17 protein-coding genes are annotated in these 17,811 nt (G+C 66.2%); 14 read left to right on the top strand and 3 right to left on the bottom strand.

Features of this window, described 5'->3' with window-relative positions:
- The first annotated feature begins 8 nt into the window (after positions 1-8).
- The 4 genes from panC (at position 9) to FA87_RS12080 (ending at position 4,278) form a co-directional block, all read left to right on the top strand.
- Positions 9-854, top strand: coding sequence for a pantoate--beta-alanine ligase (gene panC, locus FA87_RS12095; RefSeq protein ID WP_036111978.1), 846 nt, complete (start codon positions 9-11; stop codon positions 852-854).
- A gap of 137 nt (positions 855-991) precedes the next feature.
- Positions 992-1,372, top strand: coding sequence for an aspartate 1-decarboxylase (gene panD, locus FA87_RS12090; RefSeq protein ID WP_036111981.1), 381 nt, complete (start codon positions 992-994; stop codon positions 1,370-1,372).
- Between the two features lie 256 nt (positions 1,373-1,628).
- The gene (gene pgi, locus FA87_RS12085; RefSeq protein ID WP_043694803.1) at positions 1,629-3,263 is read left to right on the top strand and encodes a glucose-6-phosphate isomerase; all 1,635 of its coding nucleotides are present in this window, start codon (positions 1,629-1,631) and stop codon (positions 3,261-3,263) included.
- A 157-nt stretch (positions 3,264-3,420) separates the two neighbouring features.
- The gene (locus FA87_RS12080; RefSeq protein ID WP_156128546.1) at positions 3,421-4,278 is read left to right on the top strand and encodes a hypothetical protein; all 858 of its coding nucleotides are present in this window, start codon (positions 3,421-3,423) and stop codon (positions 4,276-4,278) included.
- Between the two features lie 13 nt (positions 4,279-4,291).
- Here FA87_RS12080 and parE read toward each other — a convergent pair whose 3' ends face one another.
- Entirely contained in the window at positions 4,292-6,181 is a 1,890-nt protein-coding gene (parE, locus tag FA87_RS12075; protein ID WP_036111990.1) for a DNA topoisomerase IV subunit B, read from the bottom strand.
- A 124-nt stretch (positions 6,182-6,305) separates the two neighbouring features.
- The gene (locus FA87_RS12070; RefSeq protein WP_043694796.1) at positions 6,306-8,105 is read right to left on the bottom strand and encodes an aminopeptidase P family protein; all 1,800 of its coding nucleotides are present in this window, start codon (positions 8,103-8,105) and stop codon (positions 6,306-6,308) included.
- Between the two features lie 104 nt (positions 8,106-8,209).
- Here FA87_RS12070 and FA87_RS12065 point away from each other — a divergent pair, with 104 nt between their 5' ends.
- The 8 genes from FA87_RS12065 to truD all read left to right on the top strand — a co-directional run bounded on the left by FA87_RS12065 (position 8,210) and on the right by truD (position 15,660).
- On the top strand, positions 8,210-9,901 hold the full coding sequence (locus FA87_RS12065) for a CTP synthase (protein ID WP_036111996.1): 1,692 nt from the start codon (positions 8,210-8,212) through the stop codon (positions 9,899-9,901).
- 97 nt (positions 9,902-9,998) lie between these two features.
- Complete coding sequence (locus FA87_RS12060; protein WP_036111998.1) at positions 9,999-10,382, top strand: hypothetical protein; 384 nt, start codon at positions 9,999-10,001, stop codon at positions 10,380-10,382.
- 10 nt (positions 10,383-10,392) lie between these two features.
- Entirely contained in the window at positions 10,393-11,691 is a 1,299-nt protein-coding gene (eno, locus tag FA87_RS12055) for a phosphopyruvate hydratase (RefSeq protein WP_043694793.1), read from the top strand.
- Between the two features lie 23 nt (positions 11,692-11,714).
- Positions 11,715-12,044, top strand: a complete 330-nt coding sequence (gene ftsB / locus FA87_RS12050) for a cell division protein FtsB (RefSeq protein WP_036117324.1) — start codon at positions 11,715-11,717, stop codon at positions 12,042-12,044.
- Positions 12,044-12,733, top strand: a complete 690-nt coding sequence (ispD, locus tag FA87_RS12045; protein WP_043694790.1) for a 2-C-methyl-D-erythritol 4-phosphate cytidylyltransferase — start codon at positions 12,044-12,046, stop codon at positions 12,731-12,733. The genes ftsB and ispD overlap by 1 nt, the downstream gene beginning before the upstream one ends.
- Positions 12,733-13,206: a 2-C-methyl-D-erythritol 2,4-cyclodiphosphate synthase gene (gene ispF / locus FA87_RS12040; protein WP_036112013.1), complete on the top strand. Its 474-nt coding sequence runs from the start codon at positions 12,733-12,735 to the stop codon at positions 13,204-13,206. The genes ispD and ispF overlap by 1 nt, the downstream gene beginning before the upstream one ends.
- The gene (mgtE, locus tag FA87_RS12035) at positions 13,203-14,630 is read left to right on the top strand and encodes a magnesium transporter (RefSeq protein WP_043694787.1); all 1,428 of its coding nucleotides are present in this window, start codon (positions 13,203-13,205) and stop codon (positions 14,628-14,630) included. Before ispF ends, mgtE begins: the two co-directional genes overlap by 4 nt.
- A 10-nt stretch (positions 14,631-14,640) precedes the next feature.
- Positions 14,641-15,660 (top strand): tRNA pseudouridine(13) synthase TruD, encoded by a 1,020-nt coding sequence (gene truD, locus FA87_RS12030; protein WP_043694784.1) that lies wholly within the window; start codon positions 14,641-14,643, stop codon positions 15,658-15,660.
- Between the two features lie 6 nt (positions 15,661-15,666).
- Here truD and FA87_RS12025 read toward each other — a convergent pair whose 3' ends face one another.
- Positions 15,667-16,209, bottom strand: a complete 543-nt coding sequence (locus FA87_RS12025; protein WP_036112024.1) for a Smr/MutS family protein — start codon at positions 16,207-16,209, stop codon at positions 15,667-15,669.
- 116 nt (positions 16,210-16,325) lie between these two features.
- Here FA87_RS12025 and surE point away from each other — a divergent pair, with 116 nt between their 5' ends.
- Both surE and FA87_RS12015 read left to right on the top strand, forming a co-directional pair.
- Complete coding sequence (gene surE, locus FA87_RS12020) at positions 16,326-17,108, top strand: 5'/3'-nucleotidase SurE (protein WP_043694781.1); 783 nt, start codon at positions 16,326-16,328, stop codon at positions 17,106-17,108.
- Positions 17,108-17,791, top strand: a complete 684-nt coding sequence (locus tag FA87_RS12015) for a protein-L-isoaspartate(D-aspartate) O-methyltransferase (RefSeq protein ID WP_036112029.1) — start codon at positions 17,108-17,110, stop codon at positions 17,789-17,791. The genes surE and FA87_RS12015 overlap by 1 nt, the downstream gene beginning before the upstream one ends.
- Positions 17,792-17,811: the final 20 nt, after the last annotated feature.

Below are 17,811 nucleotides of genomic sequence, written 5' to 3'. Positions count from 1 at the left end.
ACCACCCGATGCAGACCGTTACCGATGCCGCCGCGCTCCGCGCCACCGTCCGTGGCTGGCGCGCCGCCGGCCACAACGTCGGCTTCGTGCCCACGATGGGCAACCTGCACGCCGGCCACCATTCGCTGCTGAAGCTGGCGCGTGCCCGCGCTGACCGCGTGGTCGCCAGCGTGTTCGTCAACCCGACCCAGTTCGGTCCGGGCGAGGACTTCGAGCGCTACCCGCGTACCCTGGCTCAGGATCAGGCTGGCCTGGCCGAGGCAGGGTGCGACATCCTCTTCGCCCCCGAGGTGTCGACGATGTATCCGTTCGGCCCGGCCGCCAGTGTCAGCATCCACGTGCCGGTCATCACCGACACGCTCGAGGGTGCGCATCGCCCGGGGCACTTCGACGGCGTCGCCACCGTGGTGGCCAAGCTGTTCAGCCTGGTCCAGCCGGATCTCGCCGTGTTCGGCCAGAAAGACTTTCAGCAGCTCAAGGTGATCGAGCGGATGGTCGCCGACCTCTCGCTGTCGGTGAAGGTCATGTCCGCGCCGACCCTGCGTGACGAGGACGGCCTGGCCAAGAGCTCGCGCAACCAGTATCTGTCGACCCAGGAGCGCGCCCGCGCGCCGCAGATCTACGCCACCCTGACCCAGATGCGCGATTTGTTCGGTCAGGGTCACAGCTGGCAGGCGCTGGAACAGGCCGCCAGGGCGCGTCTGGAGCGGGCCGGCTTCGTGCCCGACTACGTGGCGATTCGCCGTGCGGACGACCTTACGGAGCCGACGGCGGAGCAGCGCGACGGCCTCGTCGCCCTCGTGGCTGCCCGGCTGGGCAATACCCGCCTGATCGACAACCTGCCGTTCGACTGAATCCCTTCACAAACGGGGACTTGCGTTTCGAGGCGCTGTCCCCCATAAAGCGCACCGACAGAGGAAGCCCACGCGACGGACGGGCAACCCTCCGTTAGAATGGGCGTTTTTGTAACCGCCAATACCCAGAGACCGCCATGCAGCTCAACATGCTCAAGTGCAAGATCCACCGCGCCACGGTGACTCACGCCGAGCTGAACTACGAAGGTTCGATCGCCATCGACGGCAACCTGCTCGACGCCGCGGGTATCCGCGAGTACGAGCAGATCCATGCCTGGAACATCAGCAACGGCGAACGCTTCGTCACCTACGCGCTGCGCGCGGATGAGGGCTCGGGCATCATTTCCGTCAACGGCAGCGCCGCCCGTCGCGTCTCCGTAGGCGACCTCGTGATCATCGCCGCGTTCGCCACCCTCTCCGAGGCCGAGATGGCCAAGTATCAGCCGGACCTGGTGTACGTCGACGCGAACAACCGCATCACGCATACGAATCATTCGATTCCGAAGCAGGCGGCGTAGCCGCCTGCTGGGTAGGAGCGCGCCCCGCGCGCGAAAAGCCAACAAAGCGATGAAGCGGCACCCCATCATCGCCCTGCAGGCTTTTCGCGCGCAGGGCGCGCTCCTACATCAGCGGGGTGGCCGCAGCCGCGGGGCGGCCACATCATCGGGCTGGCCACACGATCTCGCGAGTCCCCGGAGCGACATCCATACAATCCACTTACGCTGCACTGCGGTAACATCGGGATTCCCTATCCGTTGCAGCCAAGTGGAAGCCATGGAATCACAGCACGACCGTCTGCCCTCGTTCGAGGAGCACGCCTCCCGCCTTGCCAGGACCACGCTTCGCGAACTCGTCCAGGACGATGCCCGCGGTGAGCGCCTGCGTCGCCGCATGGGCCCCATCCTTCTCGACGTGTCCCGCCAGAAGCTCGACGTCGCGGCGCTCGACGCCGTCGGCGAGTACATCGAAAGCACCGGCTGGAAAGCCGCGCGCGACGCGATGTACGAAGGCAAACACATCAACACCTCCGAAGACCGCGCGGTGCTGCATACCGCGTTGCGCGGCGGTGCCTCGCGACATCCTGCGGCGCCCGCCGACGTGCGCAAGGAAGTCGCCGACGCGCTCGACAAGATGGAAACCCTGGTCAATGCCGTCCACAAGGGCGAAGGCGAGTCGGTCGGCCTGATCGGTCGCGTCACCGACGTGGTCAACATCGGTATCGGCGGTTCGGACCTCGGTCCCCGTCTGGCCGTGCACGCGCTGGAGCAGTTCCATGTCGACGGCATCCGCAGCCACTTCCTGACCAATGTCGACGGCCAGGCAGCGACGGACCTGATGAAGGTGCTGGACCCGGCGCACACGCTGGTGATTCTCGTCTCCAAGAGCTTCAACACGCAGGAGACGCTGCTCAACGGTGGCGTGTTCCGCAACTGGATTCTCAAGGCCAACAACGGCGACGAGGCGAAGACCACCAGGCACTTCATCGCCGTGAGTTCCAACGACGAAGCCGTGCACAAGTGGGGTGCCTCTCAGGTGCTCCCGATGTGGGACTACGTCGGCGGCCGTTTCTCGCTCTGGTCTGCGGTCGGCGCGTCGATTGCCTTCGCCATCGGCATGAAGGGCTTCCGCGATTTGCTCGCGGGCGCTGCCGAGGCCGACGATCATTTCCGCAGCGCGGATTGGAAGGACAACCTTCCGGTCCTGCTGACCATCGCCGAAGTCTGGAACCGCAACGTCCTCGGCCGCACTAGCCGTGCCGTCGTGCCGTACGTGGATTCCCTCGCCGACCTGCCGTCCTACCTGCAGCAGCTCGAGATGGAAAGCCTCGGCAAGCACGTGCATCCGGGCGACGGCAGCGAAGTGACGGGCAAGACCGTCCCGGTGGTCTGGGGCAGCATCGGCACCAACGCGCAGCACGCCTATTTCCAGGCGCTGCACCAGGGCACCGATATCGTGCCGCTGGAGTTCATCGGTCTGGTCAAGCCGGCGCACCCGCTGCGCGAGAACCACGACGTGCTGCTGTCCAACCTGCTGGCGCAGGCCGCTGCGCTGTCGCTGGGCAAGACCTTCGAAGAGGCCCTGGCCGAAGCGAAGACCGGCACGGAAGAAGAGCGTCGCGCGCTGGCTGCGCAGCGCACCTTCAAGGGAGACCGTCCGAGCACCGTGTTCATGCTCGACTCGCTCACCCCGCATTCGCTGGGTGCGCTGATCGCGCTGTACGAGCACAAGGTGTTCCTGCTCGGCCACCTGTGGGGCGTCAACGCGTTCGACCAGTGGGGCGTGGAGCTGGGCAAGGTGATTGCGAAGCAGATCTATCCGTCGCTCGCCAGCGATAAGGACGTCGGTGATCTGTCGCAGTTCGATGGCGCGACACGTGCATTGATCGGGGCGATTCGCGGGCGTCGGTAACGAGCATCGCTAACACACGAAGAGCCCGGCATATGCCGGGCTTTTCGTTTTTACATGCCGGAAAAACACAGGTCGCGCCTACAGCCAATGGCCTATCGCGGTGCTGTTGCCATCGGGCGCACAGTGAGCGCGAAGTTCCCAGGGATGGAGACGCGTCATGACGACACGACACACTGGAATGTGGAAGGTTTTCGCCCTTCTGCTGTTGCTTGCCGGCTGCGCCACGGAGTCGCCCCGCCGACTCACGCCACATGCCTCGACGCAGGAAGACGGTGCCACGGTGGCGCAGCACATCCAGGATCGGTACGACCAGCTCTACACGGAATGTCGGCCCAGCTATACGCCCGCGGTGCTGTGCACGGGCGTCCTGATGCGTGGGACGGTATGGTCCACGGGCTACCATTCGTGGATTCCGAACCCGGCAAACGCGAATGGTGGCGTGTCCTTCTCGTGGCTGCGGCAGGACTCGAATTTCGGCCTCTCGGCCTATCCGAACGGGTTTATCGTGTATCCGCATTTCTACTCGGACACACCCAACTTCTACCAGCTGACGGTGAACTGCGGCTACGTCATTAACGCGGGAACGAACGGCCTCGCCGACAAGTGCCGGTCGCCGTGTCACGCGCAAAAGGTGTACACCGCCGCCCAGTGGCAGGCAAAGTACGGCGCGGGGTCTTATGGCTGTGCATTCAAGATCGCCCCCGGGGACGCCGCTCCGGATGCCGCCGTCGCATGGATGCAGATCGTCGAGGTCCGCAAGGCGCTGAGCATCTTTACGTGGAACGAAATCCTGGTGGAGGCATGGCCCCAGAACACCTACGCAAACATGCCCCTCGAGGCGTTTTTCTATATCTCAGGGAATGCATCCGGCCTCGCCAGCGCGAAGCTGGATCAGCAGGATTTCAGGACGACAGCGGGTCGCTGGGTTCCGGTGATCCGGTGGACACCCGCGACGTCGATCGGTGGCCGCGCGACCTTTGCGTACAACGCGGCCGACCAGGCCATCCTCAACTGAAGCAAGGCGACGCTCAAACCTCGAGCGTCGCCATATCACCCTTTTCTTCCAGCCACTGCTTGCGATCGCTCGCACGCTTCTTGGCCAGCAGCATATCCATCAGCTTCGCCGTCCCGTCTTCCGCTTCGATGGTCAGCTGCACCAGACGACGCGTATCGGGATGCACGGTCGACTCGCGCAGCTGCGCCGGGTTCATCTCGCCCAGGCCCTTGAAGCGCGTCACGCTGACGGCACCCTTCATCTTCTCGCGCTCGACCTTCTCCAGCATCAGACGCTTCTCTTCCTCGTCCAGGCAATAGAACACCTGCTTGCCCACGTCGACACGGAACAGCGGCGGCATGGCGACGAAGACGTGGCCCTGGCTGACCAGGGTTGGAAAGTGACGCAGGAACAGGGCGGCGAGCAGGGTGGCGATGTGCAGGCCGTCGGAATCCGCGTCGGCCAGGATCACCACCTTGCCGTAGCGCAGGCCGGACAGGTCGTCCTTGCCGGGATCGCAACCGATGGCGACCGCCAGGTCGTGCACTTCCTGCGAGGCGAGCACGGCGGTCGACTCGACTTCCCAGGTGTTCAGGATCTTGCCGCGCAACGGCATGATCGCCTGGAAGTCCTTGTCGCGCGCCTGCTTGGCCGAGCCACCCGCCGAGTCACCCTCGACCAGGAAGATCTCGGTGCGGGTGAGGTCGGTGGAGGCGCAGTCGGCCAGCTTGCCGGGCAGGGCGGGACCTGCGGTGATCTTCTTGCGGACGACCTGCTTGGCCGCCTTGAGGCGCGCGCTGGCGCGTTCGATGGCGAGCTGGGCGATCTTCTCGCCGAGGTCCACATGCTGGTTCAGCCAGAGACTGAAAGCGTCGTGCACTACACCTTCGACGATGCCGGCGGCGGCACGCGAGGACAGGCGCTCCTTGGTCTGGCCGGCGAACTGGGCGTCCTGCAGCTTGACGCTGAGCACGAAGGCCAGCCGCTCCCAGACGTCTTCCGGTGCCAGCTTGACGCCACGCGGCAGCAGGTTGCGCAGGTCGCAGAACTCGCGGATGGCGTTGGTCAGGCCCGAACGCAGACCGTTGACGTGCGTGCCGCCCTGCGCGGTCGGAATCAGGTTGACGTAGCTTTCCTGCACGAGGTCGCCTTCCGGCAGCCAGGCCAGGGCGACGTCGAGTGCATCGGTCTCGCGTGAGAAATGCTTGACGAACAGCTCCGACGGCAGCGCTTCGGCGCCCTGCAGTTCGGCGCGCAGGTAATCGGACAGGCCATCCTCGAAGTACCACTCGGTGGTTTCGCCGGAGCTTTCGTCCGTCAGGCGCACGGTAAGGCCGGCGCACAGCACCGCCTTGGCGCGCAGCAGGTGCTTGAGCTTGGAAACGAGGATCTTCGGCGTGTCGAAGTACTTCGGGTCGGGCCAGAAGCGCAGCGTCGTGCCGGTCTTCTTCTTGGGCACCGTGCCGATGACTTCGAGGTCGCTCGCACGGTCGCCGTCGGCGAAGCTCATGCGGTATTCCTGACCCTCGCGGCGGATCGTGACGTCCACGCGCGTCGACAGCGCATTGACCACCGACACGCCCACGCCATGCAGGCCGCCCGAGAACGCGTAATTCTTGTTCGAGAACTTGCCGCCCGCATGGAGGCGGGTAAGGATCAGTTCGATACCCGGCACCTTCTCTTCCGGGTGGATGTCCACGGGCATACCGCGGCCGTCGTCGGTGACTTCGACCGAGCCGTCCTCGAAGACGGTGACATCGATGGTTTTCGCATGGCCGGCGAGGGCTTCGTCGACCGAGTTGTCGATGACTTCCTGGGCCAGATGATTCGGCCGCGAGGTGTCGGTGTACATGCCGGGACGGCGCTTGACGGGATCGAGACCGCTGAGGACTTCGATGTCTGAGGCGTTGTAGCGAGTATTCATTAGGTATCGAGGCCGTTCGTAGCCGGGCAGGATGGGGTGAGTGCCCCGGAATGGTCAAGCGTGGGACCGCCGTGTATCAGAGCATGAGATCGGCCTTGCGAAAGCACACGCTGTGGGCGATGACTCACAACGGCGCGCAATGCCACTCCAGCCATTCGCGATCCGCCCCGTCCAGCAACGGTGACAGCGCCGCGCGTACGGTGGCGTGATAGTCGTCGAGCCAGGCGCGCTCCGAGGGCTCCAGCAGGCGCGGTTCCAGCCCCCGACGATCGAACGGACAGAGTGTCAGCGTCTCGAAGGCGAAGAATTCGCCGAACTCGGTGCTGTCCGCCTGCGTCACCACCGCCAGGTTTTCGTGGCGGATACCGTAACGGCCGGGCTTGTAAAGGCCCGGCTCGATCGAGGTGATCATCCCGGTCTCCAGCGGTACCAGCGCGCCACCGGTCACCGGTGGGCGGATACCGTGCGGGCCCTCGTGCACATTCAGGAAATACCCGACGCCGTGGCCGGTGCCGTGCCCGAAGTCCATGCCGGCTGCCCACAGCGGCGCACGGGCGAGTGCGTCCAGCTGCGGGCCGCTGGCGCCTTTGGGGAAACGGGCGCGGGACAGGCCGATCATCCCCTTTAGCACGAGGGTCGAGTCGCGACGCTGCTCGTCGGTCACGGGTCCCAGCGCAATGACGCGGGTGATGTCGGTCGTGCCGCCCAGGTACTGGCCGCCGGAATCGATCAGCAGGAGGCCTTTGGCGGCCAGCGGGCTGAACTGGTCTTCGGTGGCCCGGTAATGGGGCAGGGCGCCGTTGGCCTGATACCCGGCGATGGTCGAGAAGCTCTCGCCGACGAAGCCGGTCTGGGCGCTGCGTGCGTCGCGGACGATCGTGTCGACATCGAGTTCAGTCAGCGGCTCACCGGCGGCGAGACCGGTCTCGATACGGCGGAAGGCACGGGCCAGCGCGGCACCGTCGCGACGCATGACGTCGCGGATGTGGTCGAGTTCCTCGGGTGTCTTGCGCGCTTTCTGCGCCGTGGACGGCGCGGCGGCATGAACCTGCTTCACCGTCGGGGGCAGACCCTCCAGAACGGAGACGACGACACGGGCCGGATCGATCAGCAGCACGGCCTCGTCGGGCAGGGCGGCCAGCGCGGAGGCGGCCGTGGCGTAATCGGCGATTGAAATGCCATCCGCGGCGAGCGCCGCTTTGACCTCGCCCGGCACCTTGGCCGCATCGACGAACAGGGTGGCCCGATCCTCCGCGATCAGCAGATGCGCCAGGAACACCGGGTTGTAGTCGACGTCCGCACCGCGGAGGTTGGTCAGCCAGGCGATGTCGTCCAGGCTGGACAGGAAGTGGTGCGTGGCGCCCGCGCGGCGCATCGCCGTGCGCACATGGCGCAGCTTGTCCGCGCGATCGACCGCGGCAAACGGAGCCAGATGGGCGAACACCGGTGCATCGGGCCTGCCCGGACGATCCGGCCAGGCGGCGGCGGGAAGGTCGAGGTCGGTGCGCAGCGAGGCGCCGGCGGCGGCCAGCCGTTTGCCCAGGCTTTCGGCACCCGAGAGCGACACGCTGTCGCCGGCGACGGCGACGGTATCGCCTTCACCGACCTGGCCGACCAGCCAGCTGACGTGCTCCGCCGTGTGCGCGACGTTCAGTTTCATCAGGGGCAGGCCACTGCCCGCGAGCTCGGTTTCCGCCTGCGAGAAGTAGCGGGAATCGGTCCACAGCCCGCCGCCGGTCGCCGTCACGATCAGCGTGCCGGACGAGCCGGTGAAGCCGGAAAACCACTCGCGGCCCTGCCAGCGGGGCGGCAGGTACTCGGAAAGGTGGGGATCGGCCGTGGGAACGACGACGGCGGCGATGCCTTCGCGGGCCATGGCGGCGCGAAGGGCCTGGAGACGGGCGGGGATGGAGGTAGCGGTCATTTCACCATGGTAAAACGAAGGCGCCCGTCCGGCACGTTCATCATGCCCCTCGCGAGTAGGGATGCACTCGGGTAAAATACCGATTTCCAGCACTGGCTGCTCGCATGACTCCCCTGATTTTCGTCACCGGCGGTGTGGTGTCTTCCCTCGGGAAGGGCATCGCAGCGGCGTCGCTCGCGTCCATTCTCGAGGCGCGGGGTCTCTCCGTCACCATGATGAAGCTCGATCCGTACATCAACGTGGATCCGGGCACCATGAGTCCCTTCCAGCACGGCGAGGTCTACGTCACCGACGACGGTGCCGAGACCGACCTCGACCTGGGCCATTACGAGCGCTTCGTCCGCACGCGCCTCACCGGCAAAAATTCGATCACCGCCGGCAAGATCTACGAGTCGGTGATCCGCAAGGAGCGCCGCGGCGACTACCTCGGCGCCACCGTGCAGGTCATCCCGCACATCACCGACGAGATCAAGCACTCCATCCACGAAGCGACGCGCGGTTACGACGTGGCGCTCGTGGAAGTCGGCGGCACCGTGGGCGATATCGAATCCCTGCCGTTCCTCGAGGCCATCCGCCAGCTGCGTATCGAGCACGGCGCCGAGAAGTGCATGTTCGTGCATCTCACGCTGGTGCCGTATATCAAGGCCGCGGGCGAGATCAAAACCAAGCCGACCCAGCACTCGGTGAAGGAGCTTCGCTCCATCGGTATCCAGGCCGACGTGCTGCTGTGCCGCTGCGAGGAGCCGCTGCCGGACGCCGAGCGCCACAAGATCGCCCTGTTCACCAACGTGCCGAAGAACGCCGTCATCAGCACGATCGACGTCGACGTCATCTACAAGCTGCCGATGTGGCTGCACGAGCAGGGTCTGGACGAACTGGTCATCAAGCGGCTCGGCCTCGACGCCGGCCCGGCGGACCTCTCCAGCTGGGTGCGCACGGTCGAAGCCGTCGAGCACCCGCGCGACGAGATCAACATCGCCATCGTCGGCAAGTACGTCGAGCACAAGGACGCCTACAAGTCCCTGGCCGAAGCGCTGCGTCACGGCGGCATCAACCAGTCCACGCGGGTCAACCTGCACTGGGTCGATTCCGAAGACGTGGAAGCGCGTGGCGCGCGCACCGTGCTGGGCGACTCGGACGCCATCCTCGTGCCCGGCGGCTTCGGCAAGCGCGGGTTCGAGGGCAAGATCCTGGCCGCGCAGTTCGCCCGCGAAGCCGGTGTGCCGTACTTCGGCATCTGCTACGGCATGCATGCGGCGGTGGTCGAGTTCGCCCGTAATACGGCGGGCCTCACCCAGGCCGACTCCAGCGAGAACGACCGCAACACGCCGGATCCGGTCATCGGGCTGATTACCGAGTGGACCACCGCCACCGGCGAAATCGAGCAGCGCAGCGAGCGCTCCGACCTGGGCGGCACCATGCGCCTGGGCGCGCAGGAGTGCCGCCTCAAGGCCGGAACGCTGGCCCGCGAACTCTATGGCGAAGACGTGGTGCGCGAGCGCCATCGTCACCGTTACGAGTTCAACAACCGCTACCGCCAGTCGTTCGAAGACCTCGGCCTGGTGATCTCGGGCAAGTCGATGGACGATCTCCTGGTCGAAATCGTCGAGCTTCCGCGCCATGTGCATCCGTGGTTCCTGGGCTGCCAGGCGCACCCGGAATTCACCTCGACGCCGCGCGAAGGCCATCCGCTGTTCATCGGATTCGTCCGCGCCGCCCGCGAGTACAAGGCTGTCCGTGAGGGTGAAAAGCTCGCCGTCCGTTCCGAGGCGCCGGCGGCATCGAGCCACGCCTGATCGTTTCCCTGAAACGGTATGATTGACGGGATGCCGGCGCGAGGTGCGCCGGCGATGCCAACGCTGGGGCCGCAAAGGGTCCGGGGAGACAGGCTGGATGACTGAGGACAACGGGATCCCTACCGCCGGTGAAGGTCGCCAGCGTGCGGCACGTCTGCCGCAGTCGGGTCACGGCATCGCCTCGTTCGTCCTAGCCATCGTCTCCGGTCTTGCCATCGCTTTCGGCATCTCGCTCGCCGCCTCCCTGATGATGGCCGGTAACCCGGAAGAGCACCTCGCGGTGTTCGGCACCATCGGCTTCATCCTCATCGCCTTTCTCGTCCTCGCCCTCGTCGGCGTCGTGCTCGGCTTCATCGCCTTGCGCCGCCAGGACCGCCGCCGCACGTTCGGCGCGATCGGGCTCGGACTCAACGTTTTCATCCTGATCGGTACCGGCGGCCTCATGCTGCTCGGTACTGTCCTGCGTCATTCCAACTCGTAACGGGAACAGCATGAGCACTTCGATCACCAAAATTCACGCCCGCGAAATCCTCGACTCCCGCGGCAACCCGACCCTCGAAGCCGAAGTCACCCTGGCCGACGGTTCGTTCGGCCGCGCGGCCGTGCCCAGCGGCGCCTCCACCGGCACCCGCGAAGCCGTGGAACTGCGTGACGGCGACACCTCCCGTTACGGCGGCAAAGGCGTCACGAAGGCCGTCGCCAACGTCAATGGCGACATCGCCAGGGCGCTGGCTGGCTACGACGCGCTCGACCAGAAAGGTCTCGACGACAAGCTGATCGCACTCGACGGTACCGACAACAAGGGCAAGCTGGGCGCCAACGCGCTGCTCGGCGTTTCCATGGCCGCCGCTCACGCCGCTGCCGCCTCGAAGAAGCAGGCCCTGTGGCAGTACCTGATGGTCGACGGCGGCGGCACGCTGCCGGTGCCGATGATGAACATCATCAACGGTGGCGCCCACGCCGACAACAACGTCGACGTGCAGGAGTTCATGGTTCTGCCGGTCGGCGCGCCCAGCTTCGCCGAAGCCCTGCGTTACGGCGCCGAGATCTTCCACGCGCTGAAGTCGGTGCTGAAGGGTCGCGGCCTGAACACGTCGGTGGGCGACGAGGGTGGCTTCGCGCCGAACCTCAAGTCCAACGTCGAAGCGCTCGACACGATCCTGGAAGCCGTCAACAAGACCGGCTTCAAGGTCGGCAGCGAGATCCTCCTCGGCCTCGACGTCGCCAGCTCGGAGTTCTTCAAGAACGGCAAATACGACCTCGAAGGCGAAGGCAAGGTGTTCACGCCGGAGCAGTGGGTCGACACGCTGGCCTCGTGGTCGAAGCAGTACCCGATCGTCACCATCGAAGACGGCATGGGTGAAGGCGACTGGGAAGGCTGGGCACACCTGACGCGCGCGATCGGAGAGGGCATCCAGCTGGTCGGTGACGACCTGTTCGTGACCAACCCGAAGATCTTCCAGGAAGGCATCGACAAGAAGATCGCCAACGCCATCCTGATCAAGGTCAACCAGATCGGTACGCTGTCCGAGACGCTCGAAGCCATCGCCATGGCCGACCGCGCGAAGTATGCGGCCATCGTCTCGCACCGTTCGGGTGAAACCGAAGACACCACGATCTCCGACATCGCCGTGGCCACCACGGCGACGCAGATCAAGACCGGTTCGCTGTGCCGCACGGATCGCGTGGCCAAGTACAACCAGCTGCTGCGTATCGAGGAAGCCCTCGGCGCATCGGCGAAGTACGCGGGTCGCCATGCGTTCCCGAGCCTGTCCAAGCTGCCGGGCTGAGTCGTCACTTGAGCAATGCGGCAATCCTGCGGTGGATCGGCCTGATCCTCGTCATCATCCTCATCGCGCTGCAGCTGAAGCTGTGGGTCGGCGGTGGGGGGATGGCCGAGGTCGATTCACTGCGCGCGTCGGTCGCCAAACAGACCGAAGACAATGCCGCCTTGCAGAAGCGCAACCAGGCGCTGGCGGCGGACGTGGAAGACCTCAAGCACGGCGAGCAGGCCACCGAGGCGCGTGCGCGTCAGGAACTGGGTCTGGTCAAGCCGGGCGAAACGTTCTACCAGGTCGTCGAGCCGGGGGCCGCGACCAGCGCGCCGCCGGCTCCGCCGCCCGTCGCGCCTGGCGGCCAGTAATGGACGCGCTGTGGTGTGTGATTCCCGCCGCCGGTAAGGGCGTCCGGGCCGGCGGTGATCGACCCAAGCAATACCAGCCTATCGCCGGCAGACCGATGCTCGACCGCACCCTCGAACGCCTCGCTGCGCATCCGCGCATCGCTGGCTTCGTGGTGGTCATCGCAGCCGGCGATGGGCACTTTTCTTCCGTGGACACGGTGGGCGGCAAGCCGCTGATCGTGGCCACGGGTGGCGGCGAACGCAGCGATTCCGTCCTCGCGGGCCTGCTGGCCTTGCCGCCGTCGGTCGGTGAGGGTGACTTCGTGCTCGTGCATGACGCGGCCCGGCCGTGCGTGCGCGCCACCGACATCTCCCGCCTGATCGAGCTCGCCTCGACGGGTGAGGGTGGCCTGCTTGCCGCCCCCCTGCGTGACACGCTGAAACGGGCGGATGGACAGGATCGCAGCGTGGCGACCGAACCGCGCGACGGCCGCTGGCGTGCGTTCACCCCGCAGATGTTCCGGCGCGGCGCGCTGGCGCGTGCACTTCGCCTTGCCGCCGACGCGGGTATCGTCGTCAGCGATGAGGCGATGGCGATGGAGCGGACCGGTGTTTCGCCGCTGTTGGTCGAAGGTTCGGAAGACAATATCAAGGTAACGACGCCGGCCGACTTCGCCCTGGCGGAATTCCTGTCAGGGAGAACTCGGTGATGCGTATTGGCCAGGGCTTCGACGTCCACGCGTTTGGCGACGGCGACCATGTGATGCTCGGTGGCGTGCGCGTGCCGCATAGCCAGGGCGTGCTTGCGCATTCCGATGGCGATGTCGTGCTGCATGCGCTCTGCGATGCCTTGCTCGGTGCGCTGGCGCTCGGCGATATCGGTAAGCATTTTCCGCCGTCCGACGAGAAGTGGCGGGGCGCGGACAGCCGTTCGTTCGTCCGCGCCGTACGCGATCTTCTCGCCGAGCGCGGCTACGAGCTCGGGAACGCCGACATGACCGTGATCTGCGAGGCGCCGAAGGTCGGTCCGCACGCGCAGGCCATGCGGGCGATCATTGCCGAGGATCTCGGTGTCGACATCGACCGCATCAGCATCAAGGCGACGACGACGGAAACCCTCGGTTTCACCGGTCGTCGCGAAGGCATCGCGGCGCTGGCCACCGTGCTGGTGCTGCGCGCATGAGCGAGGCCGAACCGCGCACCTCGACGCCGCGCCTGCACGACAGGCTCGAGGCGATCACCGAGTTGCTGCGGCGCCGGGAAGGCCTGCTCGAGTACGCGGGTGCGGCACCCAACGACGACGAGACCGCGCTCGGCGCGACCGATGCGGAGCTCCAGTCACGCCTGGATGAACTGCATCCGGCGGATCTCGCCGACGTGCTCGAATCGCTGCCGCTGGAAGATCGCCTCGCGGTCTGGCAGCGCGTGCGTTCGGACCGGGATGGCGAGATCCTGCTGGAAGTCTCCGACTCGGTGCGCGAAGCGCTGATCGCGGACATGGACGACAGCGAGATTCTCGCCGCCGTCGAGCCGCTCGACGCGGACGAGCTCGCCGACCTCGTCGACGACCTGCCGACCGACGTGCTGCCCGAGCTCATGGCCAGCCTCGACGCGCAGGAGCGCGAACGCGTGCAGGCTGCCATGTCCTTCGAGGACGACCAGGTCGGCGCGTTGATGGACTTCGACATGGTCACCATCCGCGAGGACATCAGCCTCGAGGTGGTGCTGCGCTACCTGCGTCGGTTCGAAGAACTGCCCGCGCAGACGGACAAGCTGTTCGTCGTCAATTCGGAGAACGTGCTCACCGGCGTGCTGCCCTTGCACTGGCTGCTGGTGAACTCGCCGGACAAGATGGTTCACGAGATCATGGCGCCCGACGTCAATACGTTCCGTCCGGAAGACGACGCTTACGACGTCGCCCAGGCGTTCGAGCGCTACGACCTCGTCACGGCGCCCGTGATCGATCACCAGCAGCGCCTGATCGGCCGTATCGCCGTTGACGCGATGCTCGACTTCATCCGCGAGGAAAGCGAGACCGAAGCCCTGTCGCGTGGCGGTCTGCGCGAAGAAGAAGACATCTTCGCCTCGGTATGGAAGTCCGTGCGCAATCGCTGGGCGTGGCTGGCGATCAACCTGATCACGGCCTTCATCGCCTCCCGGGTGATCGGCCTGTTCGAACACTCGATCGAAAAGCTCGTCGCGCTCGCGGCACTGATGCCGATCGTCGCGGGCATCGGCGGCAATTCCGGCAACCAGACCATCACCATGATCGTCCGCGCCATGGCGCTGGAGCAGGTGGGTCCGTCTCAGGCCAAGCGTCTGTGGCGCAAGGAGCTCGGCGTCTCGCTGATCAATGGTGTCGTCTGGGGCGGTTGCATCGGCGTGGTCGCATGGCTGCTCTACGGCAGCGTGTCGCTCGGTCTGGTGATGACCTCGGCCATGACACTCAATCTTCTTCTCGCCGCGTTCATGGGAGTCGGTATTCCGATGCTCATGACCAAGCTCGGCCGCGATCCGGCGCTGGGCTCCAGCGTGCTGATCACGGCGGTGACCGACAGCGGCGGCTTTTTCATTTTCCTGGGGCTGGCGACGATTTTCCTGCTCTGAAGGCCCGAACATGACAGACCATAACGAACTTCCCTACGCCTACGGCGAACCGCCGTTGCGCGGTCGCCTGCGCTCCGCGCCCGAGGATTTCTTCGTCGAGGAAATCCTCGGTTACGAAGCCGACGGTGCGGGCGAGCATGCGTTTCTCGTCGTCGAGAAACGCGGTCAGAACACCGAGTGGGTGGCCCGCGAGCTGGCGAAGTTCGCCGGTATCCAGGCGATGAACGTCGGCTATGCGGGCATGAAGGACCGTCACGCCGTGACGCGCCAGGTGTTCACGGCACATCTGCCGGGCAAGGCCGATCCGGACTGGTCGGCGTTTCCGCACGAGGACGTGACGATCGTCTCGGCCGCGCGTCACTCGCGCAAGATCAAGCGCGGTGCCCTGCGTGGAAACCGCTTCGTCCTGGTGCTGCGCGAGATCGAGGGCGATCGCGCGGCCGCCGATGCGCGTCTGACGGAGATCGCCGCGCGTGGCGTGCCCAATTACTTCGGTGAGCAGCGTTTCGGCCTGGGTGGCAACAACGTCGAGCAGGCGAAGGCGATGTTCGGCGGTCGCCGCGTGGATCGCGACAAACGGTCGATCCTGCTTTCCGCCGCACGCTCGCACATCTATAACGGCGTGCTCGCCGAGCGTGTCCGCAACGGGCAGTGGGACACGCCGATGGACGGCGAGATCTGGTCCCTCGATGGCTCGCGCTCGTGGTTCGGGCCGGAGCCGTTCAACGAGACGCTGGCCGAGCGGTTGGGCCGTTTCGACATCCATCCGTCCGGACCGTTGTGGGGCGATGGTGAGCCGCCGACCACCGAGGCGGTCGGTGAGCTGGAGCGTTCGGTCGCCGCGCGGGATGACGTCCTCGTCAGGGGACTTGCGGGTGCGCGCATGGACCAGGAGCGCCGGGCGCTGCGTCTGATGCCGCGCGACCTGGCGTGGCGCTGGCTGGACGACGGCGCGCTGGAAGTGTCGTTCGGGCTGCCGGCCGGGGCGTATGCGACCACCGTGCTTCGGGAAGTGGCGGTGACCTCGTAACCCGGGTCACCCCTTCAACAACACCACCACCGCGCCGGTCCCACCCTGTGCCGGCCTCGCCGAAGCGAACGCCACCACATCGTCCCGTCGCCGCAGCAGCCGGTCGGTCAGCCCTTTGAGCACCGGCCCCGCCGCCTTCGACCGCAGTCCCTTCCCATGAATGATCCGCACACAGCGGATTCCGTCATGCCGGCACTCGGCCAGAAACTCGGCAATGGTCAGCTGCGCGGCGGCGGCGTTCATCTGGTGCAGGTCCACCTCCGCCTGGATGCTGAATTGCCCGCGCTTCAGTTGCTTCAGCAGTTTCGGCGGATAGCCGTCGCGAAGGTAGGAGAGTTCCTCACCCACCTCCAGGTCCGCCGGGTCGTAATCGAACAGCATCGAATCCGCGGGCACCGCGGCTTCGTCCGCGTCGCGCATGTGCGGGTGCGGCGCCGGCCGGGGGCGCTCCGGCACGGGCTCGACGGGCGCCATGGGCCGAACGTCGCCGATCGCCTCGCGAAACAGCTGGCTGTCGTCCTCATTGACCGTGGGCGAGCGTCGCTTCATGCCTCACATCCTAGCGGCCTTTCGTGAATCCCGCTGCCCGGTCCGGTAGACTTGGGCGGTCGGGCGGCTCTCGTTTCAGCTGTGGCCGCCGTACCCGTTTTTCGATCTGGATCAGCATGCAAGTTCTGGTTAGCAACGACGACGGCGTGGAGGCTCCGGGCATCCGGGTCCTCGCCGGGCGTCTGGGCGAGTTCGGCGCGGTGACGGTCGTCGCGCCCGACCGCGATCGCTCCGGGGCGAGCAATTCGCTCACCCTCGATGCGCCGATCCGTGCGCAGCGTCTCGAAAATGGCTTTTACCGTGTCGCCGGCACGCCGACCGATTGCGTGCATCTGGCGCTCTCGGGTCTGCTCGATCATGAGACCGACATCGTCGTCTCGGGCATCAACAACGTCGCCAATCTGGGCGACGACGTCATCTACTCCGGTACCGTCTCCGCGGCGATGGAGGGGCGCTTCCTTGGCTTGCCCGCCATCGCGGTCTCCCTGGTGACGGGCGAGGGCACCGGCCGGCATTTCGATTCGGCCGCGAGCGCCGTGCTCATGCTGATGCAGCGCCTGATCGTCGATCCGCTGCCTGCCGACACCATTCTCAACGTCAACGTCCCCGATCTCCCCTGGGAAGCCATCCGGGGTTTCGAAGTGACCCGCCTCGGCCGTCGCCATCGCGCCGCTCCGGCGATCCGCAGCGAGGATCCGCGTGGTCGCACCCTGTGGTGGATCGGTCCGCCGGGAGAAATCGACGATGCCGGTCCGGGCACCGATTTCGACGCCGTGCGCCGGGGCTTCGTTTCGGTGACGCCGATCCACACCGACCTGACGCGCTTTCAGGCACTGGAGAAAGTGAGCAGCTGGATGCTGTCGCTCTCCTCGGTGATGGACAGCGAGGAGGCGGCCTGATGGTGAACCTGCACGCCCTTCCTCCTTCCGCGCTGCGCGGCGAAGGCATGACCTCGCAACGGGCGCGCGATCGCCTCGTCGCCAGGCTGGTGGAGGAGGGCATTCGCGACGAGCGCGTCCTGGAAGTAATCCGCCAGCTCCCGCGTCATCACTTCATCGATCAGGCCTTGCACTCGCGCGCCTATGAGAACACCGCGCTGCCCATCGGCCACGGCCAGACGATTTCGCAGCCGTGGATCGTCGCGCGCATGACGGAAGCGCTGATCGAGCACGGCGTCCCCGAACGCGTGCTCGAGATCGGCACCGGCTCGGGTTACCAGGCCGCCGTGCTCGCCGGCATCGTGCCGACCGTTTACACCGTCGAGCGGATCGAAGAGCTGCTGCGTCAGGCGCGCCGCCGGTTCCGCCAGCTGGGTATCGAGAACCTCCGCTCGCGCCACGACGACGGCAAGCTGGGCTGGGAGTCCGACGCACCGTTCGACGCCATCATCCTGACCGCCGCGGGCGATCGCGTACCGGCGAAGCTGCTCGATCAGCTCAAGCCGGGCGGGGTACTGGTCGCGCCGGTCGGTAGTCCGAGCCAGCAGCTGCTGCTCCGCCTGCGCAAGGGCGACGACGGTGAGGTCGTGCGCGAAGAACTCGGCGCGGTGAGTTTCGTTCCGCTGCTCGGCGGCATCGGCTGATGCCCTCACACCATAAGGGA

It is taken from the genome of Luteibacter sp. 9133, assembly GCF_000800155.1.
Lineage (GTDB): Bacteria > Pseudomonadota > Gammaproteobacteria > Xanthomonadales > Rhodanobacteraceae > Luteibacter > Luteibacter mycovicinus.
The sequence above is the reverse complement of the archived record's forward strand: the minus strand, read 5'-3'. Positions and strand labels throughout refer to the sequence as shown.

What these genes read in the sequence shown, in the direction of transcription:
- FA87_RS12070 (WP_043694796.1), bottom strand. Translation starts at nt 8,105, where the DNA reads ATGACCGCTACCTCCATCCCCGCCCGTCTCCAGGCCCTTCGCGCCGCC.
- FA87_RS12065 (WP_036111996.1), top strand. Translation starts at nt 8,210, where the DNA reads ATGACTCCCCTGATTTTCGTCACCGGCGGTGTGGTGTCTTCCCTCGGG.
- mgtE (WP_043694787.1), top strand. Translation starts at nt 13,203, where the DNA reads ATGAGCGAGGCCGAACCGCGCACCTCGACGCCGCGCCTGCACGACAGG.
- panC (WP_036111978.1), top strand. Translation starts at nt 9, where the DNA reads ATGCAGACCGTTACCGATGCCGCCGCGCTCCGCGCCACCGTCCGTGGC.
- panD (WP_036111981.1), top strand. Translation starts at nt 992, where the DNA reads ATGCAGCTCAACATGCTCAAGTGCAAGATCCACCGCGCCACGGTGACT.
- FA87_RS12060 (WP_036111998.1), top strand. Translation starts at nt 9,999, where the DNA reads ATGACTGAGGACAACGGGATCCCTACCGCCGGTGAAGGTCGCCAGCGT.
- truD (WP_043694784.1), top strand. Translation starts at nt 14,641, where the DNA reads ATGACAGACCATAACGAACTTCCCTACGCCTACGGCGAACCGCCGTTG.
- FA87_RS12015 (WP_036112029.1), top strand. Translation starts at nt 17,108, where the DNA reads ATGGTGAACCTGCACGCCCTTCCTCCTTCCGCGCTGCGCGGCGAAGGC.
- pgi (WP_043694803.1), top strand. Translation starts at nt 1,629, where the DNA reads ATGGAATCACAGCACGACCGTCTGCCCTCGTTCGAGGAGCACGCCTCC.
- parE (WP_036111990.1), bottom strand. Translation starts at nt 6,181, where the DNA reads ATGAATACTCGCTACAACGCCTCAGACATCGAAGTCCTCAGCGGTCTC.
- surE (WP_043694781.1), top strand. Translation starts at nt 16,326, where the DNA reads ATGCAAGTTCTGGTTAGCAACGACGACGGCGTGGAGGCTCCGGGCATC.
- FA87_RS12025 (WP_036112024.1), bottom strand. Translation starts at nt 16,209, where the DNA reads ATGAAGCGACGCTCGCCCACGGTCAATGAGGACGACAGCCAGCTGTTT.
- ispF (WP_036112013.1), top strand. Translation starts at nt 12,733, where the DNA reads ATGCGTATTGGCCAGGGCTTCGACGTCCACGCGTTTGGCGACGGCGAC.
- ispD (WP_043694790.1), top strand. Translation starts at nt 12,044, where the DNA reads ATGGACGCGCTGTGGTGTGTGATTCCCGCCGCCGGTAAGGGCGTCCGG.
- eno (WP_043694793.1), top strand. Translation starts at nt 10,393, where the DNA reads ATGAGCACTTCGATCACCAAAATTCACGCCCGCGAAATCCTCGACTCC.
- FA87_RS12080 (WP_156128546.1), top strand. Translation starts at nt 3,421, where the DNA reads ATGACGACACGACACACTGGAATGTGGAAGGTTTTCGCCCTTCTGCTG.